This is a genomic window from Streptococcus sp. SR4, from assembly GCF_000517725.1.
GTDB classification, from domain to species: Bacteria; Bacillota; Bacilli; order Lactobacillales; family Streptococcaceae; genus Streptococcus; species Streptococcus salivarius_F.
Genome location: NZ_AZYW01000047.1, coordinates 56,501 through 71,634, shown reverse-complemented (window position 1 = coordinate 71,634; position 15,134 = coordinate 56,501). Strand labels below are relative to the sequence as shown.

Here is a 15,134-nt window from a genome sequence, read left to right as displayed (position 1 = left end):
AACTTATACAGTCTCTTATTTTATAGAAATCATCAAGGAATTATCACTTTCCTTCAATTAAAATCAGGTATGCTACTTGATACTAATATCTTGTCTTGAAATATTAAAAATTGAAAATGAAGTAATCATTAAGCTTATGAAACTTGCAAATATCAAAAAGAATAAGTTATCAGCAATATTATTAGATAGACTTCCTGGACTTACATTTGAAAGTAATGCTGCTAAACCTAGTCCTGTAAGCATTGTTATAGCTGTTGAATGCTTAATCATACCTAAAACAAATGGTAGTAACCCTATTAGTACTGTCGCAAACGTTAGTCCAGCTAAGTTAATTAATTGACTAGCTACAGGGATATAACTAGATTCAGTTACAACAGCCATGAATCTAATGAATAATTGAATCACTAAATGTGCAGAAAAATGGGCAATAAATGCTATTAGAATGACTGAAATAGTTTTTCCCCATAGTAACTTTATTTTAGAAATAGGGTAAGAAAACAACTGAAAAATTGTTCTTCGTTTAAATTCATCAATAATAATCGTAGATAATAAATAAGATTCGAAAATCAAAAATGCTGCTTTTGTAAATAAAGATGAAAACAATGAAGCTACAATTGCCCAACCATCCCATTTACCAGTAATTCTAATAACATTAGAATCCTGTCCAGTGAATTCTCCTAGTTTATTGTCAGTACCTAATCCCATAATAATGATTGCTGTTATACCTAGCACTATAAATATAGTACACAACCAGGCTAAAAATAATTTAGATTTAGAAACTTTATTTAATTCAATTTTAATAAGCGACAACATAGATTCTTTCCTCCAAAGTGTAAATAAAGAGTAAACTATTCAAACTAATCTCAACAAATATTTAAAAATTAGCTTATTTTTCAGACAATGACACTATACATACTATCGGTATGTATAAACTAAAAACAAACATACCTTCGGTATGTATATTAGATTTTTAATAACACACTTAAAGTATGTTATTTTTTAATTATAAATTATGTAAGACAATTCATTCAATTGATAATACATAAATAGAAATGAGTATTAACATGAATGTCATGCGACTACTTATTTACTATTTTTTTAAGTGATCAAATAAGTTGAAAATCACCTCCATCATTTCATCAGAAATTAACTGTACCCCTAGACCTTCAAAAGTAAGTTTAATGAAATTCATTTTGCGCTTTAATTCTACTAATGAAAAAACGGAAATTTGAAAACCAATCCAAATATTTAGAGTTAAAACAATTAAATCTGCTAGCTCTTCTGGATATTCTGTTTTAATAGACCCATCTTCAACTCCTTCGTAAACTTTTTCTCTAATTTCGGGTAAAAAATCAGAAAATAGACCTAGATACTGCTCTCCTAACAAACGTGGACTTCTTAGCATGATTGAGGCAGAGTAAACGAGCCTTTGGTATTCAAAATTAGAGAAAGAGTCCATCAAAGAATTTTGTATCTTTTCTAATCCAGTATTTCCTCTCCAATTATAATTTAAAATTTCTTGATTATTTTCGCTAATGATTGTTTGCAATATATCATATTTAGACTCAAAATGATGATAGATAACACCTTTTGTTAATCCACCTAAGCCATCTATGATATCTTGTATTGACGTATTATCAAATCCTTTTTCTAAAAATAAATTTTTTGAGACCTCTAGTATTTTTTTTCTAGTTTCATGTGAGTTTCTATTCCTTGCCATTTTAGTCCCTTTCTATCATACCAATGGTATGTAATTCTATTGTAGTGGAAGTAACTATTAATGTCAAGTTCTTTTTTAGAATATGAAAAGCCTTGCAATCAAGGCTTTTGATTATCCCTTTCATTACAAGGTTTTTATGCTTTTACCAGCAAAGCTACACATTCGACGTGTGCTGAGAGCTTTCTTCTATACTAATAGACGAAAGGGTGTGAAAATGATTTTTAAATGATACTGTGGAACGGAACAGTAGCCCTAGTATTGACTACTGTCGTTTCTATTCATATTGGCTATTCTAGGACTGAGATGAAAAAATCTATAAATGCTCAGAATAAAATTGAACCCGCAAATCTCCCCAAAACAATGGTGAGTCATGTACTTGTATTATTCCGAAAAAATACACCTCTGGTGCAGTGAGACAAATTGGTGTATCTTATAGTGGCTTCGTAGATGAAAGCTATACTCTACTATCACTCTTTGATGATGTAGAACAAATTGAAAAAGATAATAGACTTCAGACAGCTATTGATGTTGTCAGAGAACAGTTTGGTTTTTTAGCCATACAAAAAGGAACCGTCCTAACTGAAGGTTCCAGAAATATTGAACGCAGTAAACTTATCGGTGGTCATTCCGCGGGTGGATTGGAGGGATTAAAATGAAACAAGAAAAAAATACAGTACAATTTTCAGAAATCCGTAGCAAAGGATGTAATGATATTGAAATGCTTGAAAGATTTTTACATGGAATCGTTGAAACAGCAACTTCAAAACTTCGTCAGAGAAAACTCAAAACAACTGAAATATCGATACGACTAGTACATGCTAAATCTGAAAACCGATTACCATTGGAATTTACATTTAGCATTAAGCCAACAAGCTCATCTGTGATAATCTATACTGAGGTAATCAATCGCTTTAAAGAATGTTACACAGGTGGGGGAATTCAAGGTTTTACGATTCAATTTGATAAAAATACCCTTGCCTCTGCATAGAAAGGATTTGATATGATTGACCGTTCATATTTACCATTTCAATCAGCAAGAGAGTACCAGGATACAAAGATGCAAAAATGGATGGGCTTTTTCCTATCTGAACATGCATCAGCACTCTCTGATGATACAAACAAAGTAACGTACATGTCTGACTTATCACTAGAGAAGAAATTATTACTCCTCAGTCAAGTATACGCCGGGCAGCTACGCACACGCATTCAAGTGATTGAAAAAAACAAGCGTGTTTCCTACACTGGAACAATACCAAGTCTGACCAAAGATTTCATTTTGATAAAAACTACAACAGGTCACATCAATTTGAAATTAAAAGACATTATTAGTATTGAACTTGTCGAGGAGGTGCTCTATGAATCAGCTTGAGTTTCAGCGTAATCACCTACAAATGGACTATTATAGCGAGAGCTACCAAGATTTTGAACGTGACTTCTACCGCTACTCTAACATGAATATTCCATTGACCTTCCTAACTGATGATATCCTAAAAACAATGGCGACTTCACGTAAGAATTACTTTGTCCTCAATAAGGAAAAGTCCAGAGATAACCGCGATCACTTCTTCATATTTGAAGTAAGTACCGTAGATGAGAATCCGCTAATCTATCATTATACATATAAGAAAACTACAATATATTTAGCAGAAAAATAGGAGCAGTTCAATTGACTGTTCCTATTTTTAATATTCATAAAATCTAAAGTCTTTATACTCTTTAACAATGGAGTCGCCAACCAGAACAGACTATACTGACCAGCGACTACCTTAAATTTAATGTTTCAGATTTATTTTCTTATCTCTAATTTCATAAACTACATCTGCTACATTTTCGAGTAATCGTTTATCGTGGGTGATAAACACGATAGTTCCGGTGTACTCCTTCATTAGTATTTCCAAAGCCTCTAAACTTGGTATGTCAAGGAAGTTACTGGGTTCATCCATTATTAGGATGTTATATCTACCCATGAGCATTTTAGCAAGCAACAATTTTATAATTTCTCCACCGCTTAAAACAGATAAACTTTTTCCAATATCGTTCTGTTTGAACCCCATAGATGCTAGCACTGAACGAATTTCTGATATATTGTAGTCACAATCCTTCTGCATAAACTCCATAACATTCTGATTACTGTTGTACTTGTAACCATTCTGTGCAAAGTAACCTATTTTTGCCTTAGGCGAAATAGAAATTCCTTCTTCATGGTTTAAGATCATTTGGATTAAAGTTGTTTTTCCGATTCCATTACCACCAGTTAACGCCACTTTTGCTCCTAACGGAATTTGAAAAGATGCATTTTCAAACAGAGCCTTATCCCCAAATACTTTATTAATTTCTGCACCGACTATAGGGTATGGATTATGGAGCTCCAATGCTTTACTTTGCCTGAAACGAATTCTGCGAATGCCTTCCGGAGCTTCTACTTTTCCTAAGGCCGCAATCCTGTGCTCTAGGGTTTTAGCAGCATTATACATCTTTTTTTCCTTACTTCCTATTGATTTTTGATGAGCTAAACGCCCTCCGTCTTCAGTACTTTTTTTCTTTGAAGAACCTTTTGCCTTCTGTTCTATTTTACGAGCCTGTTTTCGCTTTTCCTCCGCAGCCCTTTCCAATCGGGCACGTTCCGCAATAAATTGTTCGTATTCTGCAGCTTGGCTCTTACGTTCTTCCTCTTTCTGACGAAGATAATCAGAATAGTTTCCCCAATACTCAGTGATTTTGCCATCTTTCAGTTCCCATATTTTATCTACTATTTCATCAAGAAAATAGCGGTCATGGCTAATAACTAACAGTGCACCTGTAAAATATTTTAGCTGTCCTATTAGAAAATCAATTCCTTCACGGTCTAAATGGCTCGTAGGTTCATCCGCTAAAATACCATGAACCTGTGCCGATAAGGCCTGTGCTATTTTAAGCCTTGTTTCTTCACCACCGCTCATAGTCTGTATATTTAATTGCTCAACACCTAGCTTGCCTACAAGTGCAAAATCTTTTTCCTCCTGCAGAGTTACTTCGTCCAACTGGGGAATATAGGCAAGTTCACCCAGACGATTCATTTTACATCCTGGGGGAGTTAATTCTCCTAAAAGTACCCTGAGTAAAGTGCTTTTTCCAGCACCATTTGCTCCTACTAAACCAATACGGTCATAATCATATACTTCTAATTCATTTATATCTAAAACATCGCGTCCTTTGAATTCCACACGAATGTCTTTTGCTTTTAATATTAATTCCATAACATTTCCTCCTGTCTATAATCGCATGCTTTCATTTGCTTGTATGCAGGGAAAACCCTGCGATTTTAGCAGGAAGAGTTACATGAAAATAAGATACATAAATATTCCTCCAATATTGTTTATTTTAAATCTAATTTTCTAACCTCAGTTATCATTTGGCAAACTATAGCAATGCCAATAATTAAAATACCTGATAGTAAAAACCAATGATTTACACCGATTTTATCAGCAAAGAATCCAGAAAGAATTAACCCAATTGGCATAGCAAGTGACATGATACTTCCGATCAAAGAAAATACACGTCCTAAATATTCAGGCTTAATTTTCTCCTGAAAAAGAGCTGTTTGCACACCGCTATAAAATGGCACCGAAAGCCCCATTATTGCACAGCAAACTACGAATATTACAAATCCATTTGGAGGAAGTATTCCCGAAACGGCTAAACTGGTCCCCATTATAAAAAATGAACTTGTTATTAGTAATACATGCTTTTCGAAGCCCCCTAATCTTCCTAATAATAAGCCTCCTGCTAGCATCCCAAATGCAAAGGAAATTTCCGTAATAGAAATATGCACAGGCGTTCCATTAAAGTGTTCCATGCTTATTAAAGGAAATAGTGCATTGATTGGCATATAAACAAAAGTATATAGTGTTCCTAAGAGTAATAAGGCAAACAATCCTTTGTTTTGTCTCAGAACCACAACTCCTTCTTTCATCTCCCTTATGAAATTTGGTTCTAAACTTTGCACTTGATTACCCAGCTTAGGTATACGTACAATTGCTACCGTAATAGATGCAATCACAGCACCCAATACGTCGATGGCAATAATAGCATTTAAATCCCAAACGGAGTATAAGAGTGCTGCAACTGCCGGACTAACAATATAGCTTATAGACTGCAAAGACTGACTATAGCCTGCGCATTTCGTTAGCTGTTCTTCTGGTACTAAAAGTGGTGTAACCGCATTGAGTGCTGGGGTATGAAAAGCTGTTCCAATGCTACGGATAAACAATACTATCATAATCATCCAGACAGGTAGCTCCATACAGAATGCAACAATAGCAAGCACTGCACCAGCTGCTGCGATAATTAAATCGGCACCAATCATTATCTTCTTCCTATCATGACGATCCACTAGCACACCAATGGCAGGTCCCAAAATCGCATAGGGTAAAAAACCTACTAATGAAGCCATAGACAAGACCATCGCAGATCCTGTTTTTTCTGTAAGGTAAAAAATAATCGCCATTTGCAGGATGGCACTAGTGATTAATGATACTGCTTGCCCTGCCCATATTGCATAAAATTTTCGTTTCCAATTGTTGTATTTTTCCATTTATATTATCTCCTGCATATTATTTTGCTTGAATTTCTATTTTGAATAGCATTCTAGGCAATAAAAAATGCAGGCCAAACCCCACAATGTGGCTTTTGGTCTGCATACATACAATTTGGAAACATTCATATTAAAGACATAGTTAAATAAAGGTATAGTTAAATAACCAATATCCTCACCGTAACTAATGAATGCTCAATATCGTATAAATAAGCACAACAAAAAAGCCTATCATCGGGTATAGATTCTGCTTTTTTTATTGCCAGCTTATCTTAAACGCATTGAGGCTGTCATAGTTTCGGTTCCTCCTACATCTTTGTTTATATCAATTTATAGTATAACACAACAAGATGATATGTTCAATATAAAAGTTATGGAATGAGACTCATACTTCCAATTCGATGCCAGATTTAAAGGATATGACGAAGTTTTCTTCATAGACTGTAACGCTCTGGATTATCTTCCTTAGTAGCAAGCGATTAGCTTTCACAAAATCTTCTGTTTGTAGTTTTAAAAATTCATCAGGATTTTCTAACTCAACCTCAAAATATTTCATTTTACATTCCCTCATTTCATTTATTGATAAATTGAGTTTGCAAAAAAGAGTGGACAATTTTTGTCTACTCTTAACCTTTAAAATAGTTTTTTTTAATCGATTTGAAGTTGCCTAAATTATTACTTATTCGGTAAAATGAAGTATTGCTTTCAACAGATTTCCTTCAACTACACTTCACTTGATTCAAACAAGGTGGGTACATTTCTATTCCCACAAACTCCTTGTCAATGGAAACAAACACGTACCCACAGGGTAAATGGAAATAGAAACTGATAATTTCTAGCTATCACTTCTACTCATTCCAAAAATTTTCTCACTCTGATACTTACCCACCATAAAGCAAAAAGCCTTGCAATCAAGGCTTTCATTATCCCTTTCGTTCAAAGGTTTCTAAGCTTTTACGAGCAGAGCGACACACTCAGCGGTTCGCTATCTCCGTTCTGTCTGCGTGCTAGCACTTGTCAATCACGGACAGCTATCGCATGGGCGGAAGTAAATGCTAATCTTCGTCGTTTTACTCCTTGACTAGCAAACTTACCGCCTCAACATGTCGTGATAGCAAACTTCTATATTATAGAACGAAAGGGATAGAGTTGTTGTTTAAAATTAAACTTTAGAATGAAAATAATTTATAGTATTTTTTTCTAACTTTATAGCTGATAATTATCACTTAATAAATTTACTTGCCAACTTGTAAACTTTTTGAATCTCTTTACTATTAATATCCCAACCATCAAGTTCTTCTTTAATTAACTCTGGAAATTTTTTGCTAATATCCCTCAAAGAATTACCAACTGATTTTCTAACATATTCACTAGAATCTTCTTTTAATGTTGCGATTCGTTTAATAGCTTCATCTGGATTATCCTTGAAATATGGTCTACTCGTCCATATTCTCAAACCTTCTGTAACAGCTCTTCTAACATTTGGATTACTGTTTTGTAACCATTCGTCAATAACCGGAAGAGATTTTTCATAACCTGTTTGCTTACAAAATTCATCAAATGCTTTTGCTAATACTTCTTGAACTCTCCAATTGTCATCTTTTGAAACCTCATCCCTCATGAAGATCAAAATTTCTTCATACGATGACAAATATCCAAAGAGAAATACACTGTACATTCTAACTTGATATACATTGGATTTAAAGGCTAAAAATGCTAATTCTTTGGTATACGCATTATCGTTTGATTGATAGTCAGCAAGAGCTCTTTTCTCTTCTTCCTTAAATCCATTTTCTATTAAAGAGAATTCTTTTTCTAAATTTAAAATATATTCTTTCATGTAACTTGAACCCGAAACAACATCCCAATTTTCAAGATATTTCTCGATAGGTATTAATAAAGAATTGAATTCGTTATAATATGAGCAAATAATCTTGACATTTTTTCAAATTGATATTTAAACTCTTTTATTATTCAATATTCAACTTTTTCTCAATCAAATACCAACTAGGAATGATTTGCTTCATATCATCATACCATTCTAAAATTTCCTTAGCTTGATTTTGCATTACTGCTATTTCTTCGATTCCGTAAGGAACAGACCATGGAAGAGCACCAACTATGTTATTTACAATATAGATAGCAAGAAGTTTCCAAAATAAATCTGGAACCTTACCATTAAAATATCCATCTATCATACCTGAGGCAAAAGAAGGTGAAACTTGAGCAGACCATACAATACGATTGAATTCCTCCCAAGGATCTCCAAGGTCAAATCGATCAAAGTCAATGACATAAATTTTACGATCTTCACCAATCATGAAATTCCCGATATGATAATCTCCATGTTGGAAAACCTGAGGTCTATCTTTTAACATTTCTCGATTTGCATTTAAAAAATCAATAAAGATCTGACCATTTTCATATTGAACGGAACATTCTTTGTATTTGGAGATTTTGTCATCAATTTTTCGATTATAAAAGACCTCCCAATCTTCACGAACTTCTGTAACAGGGAGTGAATGAATTTTTTGAAGGATTCTTCCTCCTTCTACTCCATAAGTATATTGTTGTTCTTTCGAAACAGTTAAAATGGTTTCTCTTGCATCTTTCCCGTCTATCCATTCGTGTAAAGAGTGTACCTCGTCATCGCAGAGTTCTATGCTAATCGGTTTACACATAGGAACTCTAAGAGAAGCTACTTTCTCCATCATATCAAATTCAAATTTTTTAGAATCTAACTTCTCCTTATCAGAAACACGCAAGAAATATTTTTGCTGATTTTGATCTGTCACACAATATTTTTTATCATCTGACCAGCCTTTATTTATGGCTATCTTACTACTAAAATCCATCAAGCACTCTCCGATTCATTTCACAACACTTTTTGCAGTTTTCACTAGTAACCTATCCGGTTCGTCTACGCTAGCTTGATTATTTAATGAATAATATTTTTACTGCTAATTAGTTGCTCTCGATTATAACTACCTATATTCTATCACAAAAAACAAAAAAAGCCTTAAAATCAAGGCTTTTCTATACTTTCACAAATAATCCTAATAAATTTCCATTCAACTTCTTCTAAGCATCTTTTCTAAAAATAAATTAACAATCTCATCTTCTGAAAAGCCTAGCTCACCAAGTTTTTCAAACAAAATTTTAACTAGCTTGTTAGATTCTTGATATCTTATCTCTTTTATTTCTTGCTCGCTTGCTATGACAAAATATCCTAATGTTCCACAGCTAGTAACCAAATTCTGTTCTTCAAGAACTTTCATTGCTTTTTGGACAGTTGCCGGATTACACTTCTCGTTTTCTGCTAATTTCCTTATTGAAGGAATTTGTTGTTCAGGTGCATAATCACCTCTTAAAATCTTCGTTCTTAATTTTGATGCAATTTGTAAATATAGATGGTGTTTCATTTAATCTTTTTATTATCACTTTCCCTAACAAACTTCCAATATGCGGAATAGGGGATTACTGTAGCTAGTAGAAGATAGTATTTATTTGCAAACATATCTGCTACTCCTTTTGCATTGAAATGAATAGGAACTTTCTCAGGGAGAAACCCACAAATAATGACTATGATGACCATCATTCCCAACAAAACCAAAATATCTTTTAACAGTCTATTTTTCATCTTATTTTCCTCCTTTAACTAGATAAAATTTAACTTGGTCATTTTTCTATAAACTCTAAACGAAATAGCCAGTAAAATTACTGATACTGCTTGCAAAACAAATATAATCGGAAGATTAAAAAACCAATTAAGCAAAATAGGCGTAATAAGCGTAATCATACTAATAATTCCAGTTACAATAACAGGAAGACTTTGTTTGACAACTATCATCTCACTGTCCCAATCATAGTTAGGATATTTTTTATTTAATGAAATTCCGATTACCATTATAAAAAGTGAGTAACATATAGGAACAATAACTAGATTCATAACTTGAATAGGATTCATATCAAGTTTCAGCATAAATACAGATACAGAAATCATATATCCAATCAAATGAAGTGTAAGGTTGACAGCTATCTTAGCATTTAAAATCGTTTTCACTTCAACTGGAGAACTTTTCAAAATCCAAATATTTTTACCTTCTAAAGATATAGATGAAGCTGCTGGACAACTGAGTGAAAGCATAGATGCAATAAAGACGGGAGCTAAGTTTGAAAGATACTCATTTATATTTTCAATTCCTGCTGAATTTCCTATTTGACCTACAGAATTAAACAGGAAACATATACTAAAGACACATAAAAGAATCACTCCAAGCCCAGCATTCAAGACTGCCATATAAGAACTTAAAAATCGTCCAAGCTCTTTTTGATACAAGGAAAAAAATACCGATTTTCTTTCATAAGATACTTTGTCATTAGCATAACTTGATTTTGTATTGGCAAGTGTATTAAGTAGTCCATACTTCAACGAAGCAATTTTGACAAATAGATAAAAGACGACTATTGAAAGAACTATATAAAATCCCATCCCATAGTACATTGGAAAATTGTAGTATGACATAAATAGTCTAGAAATTGGATACAGTCCAGTAATTTGCTTAGCCAGAGTAACCCCAATACTACTTTCATCACCTGATTGCAAAGCTGATAATGCAAAATATCCAATTATACCTAGCATTGCAAATGAAAAAATAAGAGAGATAACATTTTTTCTTTTAAAAAAAGATGAAGCGACAACAATAACGAGTCCCATGCATGCCGCTATACACATGGGGATCAAAGGGGCAAAAATTATAGAAGTAAAATACAATATAATCTGTAGGAGGTTTAAACTTCCGTTCAAGCCCCATATAATTCCACCCGGAAGCATAAACATCATGCCTATTAAAAAATTCAATAAGTACATAAACATGAACTTGCTGGTGATAATATACGAACTTTTAACAGGTAAGGATTGGAGAATTTCCATATCTCGACTGCCAAATAAAATGCCATTCGAATAAAATACTGTCAAAAATAATATTGAAAAACTTGAGACAGATACCATATATGCTGGAATCAAGTTCTGCTGTCCGACGTGTACCAATGTTCTCGCTGTTATTACATTATAAACAAAGCAAAATAAGGAAAGAGTTATTATGCCAAAACTCGCAATAGCCATTGAACTTTGTTTTTTATTTCGTGAATCTCTAATCTCGTTAATAGGAAAGAAATTAATCAATTGCGCTTTAAGCAGTATCCAAATGTTACTCATTGTCCTGCACCTCCATGAAAAATGCCTCCAATGATTCATCACCTTTGATGTCTCCTGTATTGCCACTTGCAATTAACTTTCCATTTTTGATAATGGCAATCTTATTACATAATTTTTCCGCAACATCCAATACATGGGTTGAAAAGAAAATAGCACCTCCATCTGAAACACACTCATGCATAATTTTCTTTAGTAGGAAAGTTGCTTTGGGATCTAGCCCAACAAAAGGTTCATCTAAAATCAACAGTTTGGGAGAATGTACAAGTGCAGAAATAATGGCTGTTCGTTGCTTCATTCCATGTGAATATGAAGAAATAATCCCCGAAAGATGCTCAGTCATATCAAATAAATCACCGTATTTTTGTATTCTCTCCTTGCGTATTTTTGTAGGAATTTCAAACAAGTCAGCAATAAAATTAATATATTGAAGTCCTGTCATATGTTCATACAAATCTGGATTATCTGGGATATACGCCATCATTTTTTTACAAATAACAGGTTCTTCTTTAATAGAATGACCGTTGATAATTATACTTCCGTCTTCAAAATCATGGATACCAACAACTGACTTTATCGTTGTCGTTTTGCCTGCACCATTTGCTCCAATAAAACCATAAATATCTCCAGGATGTACTGAAATAGATAGGTTATCCACAACCTTCTTATCCCCATAACTTTTACTAAAATTTTTTATCTCTAACATATTTTCACCTCTATTGACAATTTGTCAGTCATATTTTGAAATAATACCGATAGCTTGTTTTGATTTAGCTATCGGTACATAGTTCTCTTTACAAACATTCTATCTTTTTTTAATTGCTAAAGAGTCCTTTTGTATTTAGATTTTGTTCCAGCATTATCTTAAATGCATTCAAGTAATCTTTGACAGGTTCTTTCTTTGAAGTTTTTATACCTATGTTATTTGAAACAAAAACATAGGCTGTCATCAGAAATTCTGCTGTTTCTGATGGATATTTTACAGAAAATACTTTTTCTGAGATGCCTTGATTTATTATCCTCTCAAAATATATAGTCAGTTTTTCAATGAGCTTATGGGATAACTTATCTAACATATAACGATTCTCTTCAAGATCAACCGTCTTTTGTAACTCAGTTCCCTCCGCTGAAACGTTATCTGTAGAGATTATTGTGGCATCTATAAAGGCTCTTATTTTTTCAATAGCAGTTTTATCCTCATCATAGACAATCACATGAATATCTCTCAGTAATTTCTCTGAATAACGTTCAACAAGACAATATAGAATATCTTCTTTATTCTTAAAATGATAATATAACAAACCTCGTGATATATTTACTTTATCAACTATATCCTGAGTTGTTGTGTTCGTATATCCTTTCTCCATAAAGAGGAGCATAGCAGCATCCATAATCTCTGCCCGTCGAATTTCCGGATCTTTTACATCTCGCATTTTATCCCTCCTGATTATAAGTTATACTACTTTACTGACAAACTGTCAATTAAAAAATTATAGTTTTGAAACCAGTAAAAAAGCCCTGTCACCAAGGGGCACTGCACCCCAATAATGGGACAAGAGAAAAACCTCTTATGCGACTAGTTTTCTGTACTCTACAGGAGACTGGTCATTTAATTTCTGTTGAATTCTAGTTTCATTATAAAATATGATGTAATTTTTAACAATATCTGTTATACTATCTTTAGTTAGGTTTCTCCACTTATGGAGATAGAAAGGTTTCAGACTTGAGAACAGAATGGAACCATTCGATACAGGCATTATCTGCTGGTGTTCCTTTTCGGGACATGGAGCGGGTGATGCCTTTTTCTGTACAAGCCTGATAGTAGGCTTTTGAGGTGTAGACAGAGCCCTGGTCGCTGTGTAAAAGTGCTCCTTGAGGTAGCTCAAGTTGATTAAGTGTGTCGAGCACGAAGTCCGTATCTTGGCACTCGGAGATGGTATAAGCTACAATTTCACGATTATAGAGATCCATGATCGAAGATAGATAAAGTCTACAGTTTTCAAAATAGAGGTAGGTGATGTCTGTGACAAGTTTCTCCATAGGCTTGTCTGCCTGGAAATCACGATCCAGCTTATTGTCTGTTACATGGTAAGGCTTCCCTAATTTAGGTCCCTTCTTGGGACGAACACGGCAAAGGCAGCCCTTTTCCTTCATGATGCGATAGACTTTCTTGCGATTAACGACGAGCTTATACACTTTTTTGAGCAAGCGAGTAATAGTTCGATAGCCGTAAATAAAGTGATTTTTCATACAGAGTTGTTCGATTTTATCTGCTATTTCATCTCTTTTCTGAGAATTCTTACACTCCTGTTTCCAGCGGTAAAAGGTTGAGCGTTTGACGCCGAAACATTCTAAAATAATCGATACAGGGAACGTTTTCTTATACTCTTCCACTAGCTTGATAAGACTTACTTTGTCGATTCTCTTACCAAGCTCTGATACTTTTTTAGTAATTCTACCTGCAAACGTAACTGTTCTACTTTGGATAACTGTTTCATCCCTTTACCATAAGTATATTGTTTCCCCACAGGTTGGTGGAAACGGTACAATTCATCATTCTGATACCATTGCCACCAAGTCTTGACCTGACTAACATTTTTGATGCCGAGGGTGTCCATGATAACTTTATTTGATTTACCTGCCTTCTTCATTTCGATACAGGCTAGCTTAGTTTCTACTGAATATGCTTTTTTGACCATAACAAAACACTCCTGTTTCTAGTTTACCAGATTTCAACAGGAGTGTTTTCTTTTGTCTCATTTTATGGGTGCAGTGCCCAATTTTCTTCAGTCTTTTTCTTTTACTAGAAAAAGAGAAAAACTCTTAAGAATAGCGCTAAAACAGCATTCCTAAGAGTTTTCGCTAAGTGGTACCCAACCGACAAAATGACAATTTTTCTATTCCTAGTAGGGTTTGTCTACGTTCTGAGACGATAGTTTTTCTATCGCCTTTGGTTACCATTTTGATGAAATTTTTTAAATCATAAGAATAGAATCTGTTAAGCCACTTTTTGAGCAATCATCACACCAATCGGTGCAAGACCTCCATGTGCCAATTTCATTTCAACTACTGAAAATCCATATTCTTTAATAAAATCTTCAAATTCCTTTTTATCCCATTCTTGATACATCTTAAATCCTAAAATAGACATCAAACTTTTTATCATTTTTCTTTGTTTTCCCTCTTTCCATAGAAAAGTGGGGGCGAACAAAGTCCCATTAGGTTTTAACACCCTATATATTTCTTTCATCGCCTCATCCGGTTTAGGCATAATATGAAGTGCATTAGCAATTAACACACAATCAAATTTTTCATGCGAATAGGATAATGCTACTGCATCGGCTGTTTCAAATGTAAGATTTTCGTATTCCCCACGCTTTTTAGCTTCCTTAATCATTTGTTCGGAAAAATCTGTGCCAATCCAACTTTTCGTATGCTTTGAAAGATTAAACGATAATTGTCCTGAGCCACAAGCAAGTTCAAGCACCTCCATGTCTTTATTCAAATGAGGACGAATGTATTCGCAAACTTTATCATATACTCCTTTGTCTTTTTTCATGAAAGGAGCATATAGCTTAGCAAATTTATCCCAAAATTTTTTATTGCTTTTATCAATCATTTCAACG

At 33.8% G+C, this 15,134-nt stretch carries 17 protein-coding genes and 1 pseudogene; 4 read left to right on the top strand and 14 right to left on the bottom strand.

The window, feature by feature from the left end; genetic code table 11:
* Positions 1–72 precede the first annotated feature (72 nt).
* Together HMPREF1519_RS05825 and HMPREF1519_RS05820 are read right to left on the bottom strand one after the other, a co-directional pair.
* A complete protein-coding gene (locus HMPREF1519_RS05825; RefSeq protein WP_037611448.1) occupies positions 73–813 on the bottom strand; it encodes an ABC transporter permease in 741 nt (246 codons plus the stop codon).
* A 277-nt stretch (positions 814–1,090) separates the two neighbouring features.
* Complete coding sequence (locus tag HMPREF1519_RS05820) at positions 1,091–1,720, bottom strand: TetR/AcrR family transcriptional regulator (protein ID WP_037611446.1); 630 nt, start codon at positions 1,718–1,720, stop codon at positions 1,091–1,093.
* Positions 1,721–2,130: 410 nt separating this feature from the next.
* Here HMPREF1519_RS05820 and HMPREF1519_RS05810 point away from each other — a divergent pair, with 410 nt between their 5' ends.
* The 4 genes from HMPREF1519_RS05810 to HMPREF1519_RS05795 are packed head-to-tail and all read left to right on the top strand — an operon-like array spanning position 2,131 to position 3,375.
* Positions 2,131–2,376 carry a hypothetical protein gene (locus HMPREF1519_RS05810; protein WP_001813542.1) on the top strand — a complete coding sequence of 82 codons (246 nt, stop codon included), beginning with the start codon at positions 2,131–2,133 and terminating at the stop codon, positions 2,374–2,376.
* On the top strand, positions 2,373–2,708 hold the full coding sequence (locus tag HMPREF1519_RS05805) for a DinB/UmuC family translesion DNA polymerase (protein ID WP_000806926.1): 336 nt from the start codon (positions 2,373–2,375) through the stop codon (positions 2,706–2,708). Before HMPREF1519_RS05810 ends, HMPREF1519_RS05805 begins: the two co-directional genes overlap by 4 nt.
* A 12-nt stretch (positions 2,709–2,720) precedes the next feature.
* Positions 2,721–3,089, top strand: a complete 369-nt coding sequence (locus HMPREF1519_RS05800) for a hypothetical protein (protein WP_000567222.1) — start codon at positions 2,721–2,723, stop codon at positions 3,087–3,089.
* The gene (locus HMPREF1519_RS05795; RefSeq protein ID WP_001072467.1) at positions 3,076–3,375 is read left to right on the top strand and encodes a DUF5960 family protein; all 300 of its coding nucleotides are present in this window, start codon (positions 3,076–3,078) and stop codon (positions 3,373–3,375) included. The genes HMPREF1519_RS05800 and HMPREF1519_RS05795 overlap by 14 nt, the downstream gene beginning before the upstream one ends.
* Before the next feature lie 117 nt (positions 3,376–3,492).
* On the opposite strand, the gene msr(D) is transcribed toward HMPREF1519_RS05795, so the two are convergent.
* The 12 genes and pseudogenes from msr(D) to HMPREF1519_RS05730 form a co-directional block, all read right to left on the bottom strand.
* Positions 3,493–4,956 (bottom strand): ABC-F type ribosomal protection protein Msr(D), encoded by a 1,464-nt coding sequence (gene msr(D), locus HMPREF1519_RS05790; RefSeq protein ID WP_000420313.1) that lies wholly within the window; start codon positions 4,954–4,956, stop codon positions 3,493–3,495.
* A 119-nt stretch (positions 4,957–5,075) separates the two neighbouring features.
* Complete coding sequence (gene mef(A), locus HMPREF1519_RS05785; RefSeq protein ID WP_000417519.1) at positions 5,076–6,293, bottom strand: macrolide efflux MFS transporter Mef(A); 1,218 nt, start codon at positions 6,291–6,293, stop codon at positions 5,076–5,078.
* A 385-nt stretch (positions 6,294–6,678) separates the two neighbouring features.
* Positions 6,679–6,849, bottom strand: coding sequence for a hypothetical protein (locus HMPREF1519_RS05780; protein ID WP_000873143.1), 171 nt, complete (start codon positions 6,847–6,849; stop codon positions 6,679–6,681).
* Between the two features lie 666 nt (positions 6,850–7,515).
* Positions 7,516–8,133: a DNA alkylation repair protein gene (locus HMPREF1519_RS05775; protein WP_037611445.1), complete on the bottom strand. Its 618-nt coding sequence runs from the start codon at positions 8,131–8,133 to the stop codon at positions 7,516–7,518.
* Positions 8,134–8,263: 130 nt separating this feature from the next.
* Positions 8,264–9,148: an aminoglycoside phosphotransferase family protein gene (locus HMPREF1519_RS05770; protein ID WP_037611444.1), complete on the bottom strand. Its 885-nt coding sequence runs from the start codon at positions 9,146–9,148 to the stop codon at positions 8,264–8,266.
* Between the two features lie 216 nt (positions 9,149–9,364).
* Positions 9,365–9,715: a GntR family transcriptional regulator gene (locus tag HMPREF1519_RS05765; protein ID WP_037611443.1), complete on the bottom strand. Its 351-nt coding sequence runs from the start codon at positions 9,713–9,715 to the stop codon at positions 9,365–9,367.
* A complete protein-coding gene (locus HMPREF1519_RS05760) occupies positions 9,712–9,933 on the bottom strand; it encodes a DUF1648 domain-containing protein (protein ID WP_002890487.1) in 222 nt (73 codons plus the stop codon). Before HMPREF1519_RS05760 ends, HMPREF1519_RS05765 begins: the two co-directional genes overlap by 4 nt.
* 18 nt (positions 9,934–9,951) lie before the next feature.
* Entirely contained in the window at positions 9,952–11,511 is a 1,560-nt protein-coding gene (locus HMPREF1519_RS05755; protein WP_037611442.1) for a putative ABC transporter permease subunit, read from the bottom strand.
* Positions 11,504–12,214 (bottom strand): ABC transporter ATP-binding protein, encoded by a 711-nt coding sequence (locus tag HMPREF1519_RS05750; protein WP_037611441.1) that lies wholly within the window; start codon positions 12,212–12,214, stop codon positions 11,504–11,506. Before HMPREF1519_RS05750 ends, HMPREF1519_RS05755 begins: the two co-directional genes overlap by 8 nt.
* A 109-nt stretch (positions 12,215–12,323) precedes the next feature.
* Entirely contained in the window at positions 12,324–12,941 is a 618-nt protein-coding gene (locus HMPREF1519_RS05745) for a TetR/AcrR family transcriptional regulator (protein WP_002890483.1), read from the bottom strand.
* A gap of 135 nt (positions 12,942–13,076) precedes the next feature.
* Positions 13,077–14,207 (bottom strand): annotated as a pseudogene (locus HMPREF1519_RS10345) (IS3 family transposase).
* A 299-nt stretch (positions 14,208–14,506) separates the two neighbouring features.
* Positions 14,507–15,127 carry a class I SAM-dependent methyltransferase gene (locus tag HMPREF1519_RS05730; protein ID WP_002890480.1) on the bottom strand — a complete coding sequence of 207 codons (621 nt, stop codon included), beginning with the start codon at positions 15,125–15,127 and terminating at the stop codon, positions 14,507–14,509.
* Positions 15,128–15,134: the final 7 nt, after the last annotated feature.

What these genes read in the sequence shown, in the direction of transcription:
- HMPREF1519_RS05800 (WP_000567222.1), top strand. Translation starts at nt 2,721, where the DNA reads ATGATTGACCGTTCATATTTACCATTTCAATCAGCAAGAGAGTACCAG.
- HMPREF1519_RS05770 (WP_037611444.1), bottom strand. Translation starts at nt 9,148, where the DNA reads ATGGATTTTAGTAGTAAGATAGCCATAAATAAAGGCTGGTCAGATGAT.
- HMPREF1519_RS05780 (WP_000873143.1), bottom strand. Translation starts at nt 6,849, where the DNA reads ATGAAATATTTTGAGGTTGAGTTAGAAAATCCTGATGAATTTTTAAAA.
- HMPREF1519_RS05755 (WP_037611442.1), bottom strand. Translation starts at nt 11,511, where the DNA reads ATGAGTAACATTTGGATACTGCTTAAAGCGCAATTGATTAATTTCTTT.
- HMPREF1519_RS05820 (WP_037611446.1), bottom strand. Translation starts at nt 1,720, where the DNA reads ATGGCAAGGAATAGAAACTCACATGAAACTAGAAAAAAAATACTAGAG.
- HMPREF1519_RS05760 (WP_002890487.1), bottom strand. Translation starts at nt 9,933, where the DNA reads ATGAAAAATAGACTGTTAAAAGATATTTTGGTTTTGTTGGGAATGATG.
- HMPREF1519_RS05825 (WP_037611448.1), bottom strand. Translation starts at nt 813, where the DNA reads ATGTTGTCGCTTATTAAAATTGAATTAAATAAAGTTTCTAAATCTAAA.
- HMPREF1519_RS05750 (WP_037611441.1), bottom strand. Translation starts at nt 12,214, where the DNA reads ATGTTAGAGATAAAAAATTTTAGTAAAAGTTATGGGGATAAGAAGGTT.
- HMPREF1519_RS05765 (WP_037611443.1), bottom strand. Translation starts at nt 9,715, where the DNA reads ATGAAACACCATCTATATTTACAAATTGCATCAAAATTAAGAACGAAG.
- HMPREF1519_RS05795 (WP_001072467.1), top strand. Translation starts at nt 3,076, where the DNA reads ATGAATCAGCTTGAGTTTCAGCGTAATCACCTACAAATGGACTATTAT.
- HMPREF1519_RS05730 (WP_002890480.1), bottom strand. Translation starts at nt 15,127, where the DNA reads ATGATTGATAAAAGCAATAAAAAATTTTGGGATAAATTTGCTAAGCTA.
- HMPREF1519_RS05775 (WP_037611445.1), bottom strand. Translation starts at nt 8,133, where the DNA reads ATGAAAGAATATATTTTAAATTTAGAAAAAGAATTCTCTTTAATAGAA.
- HMPREF1519_RS05805 (WP_000806926.1), top strand. Translation starts at nt 2,373, where the DNA reads ATGAAACAAGAAAAAAATACAGTACAATTTTCAGAAATCCGTAGCAAA.
- HMPREF1519_RS05745 (WP_002890483.1), bottom strand. Translation starts at nt 12,941, where the DNA reads ATGCGAGATGTAAAAGATCCGGAAATTCGACGGGCAGAGATTATGGAT.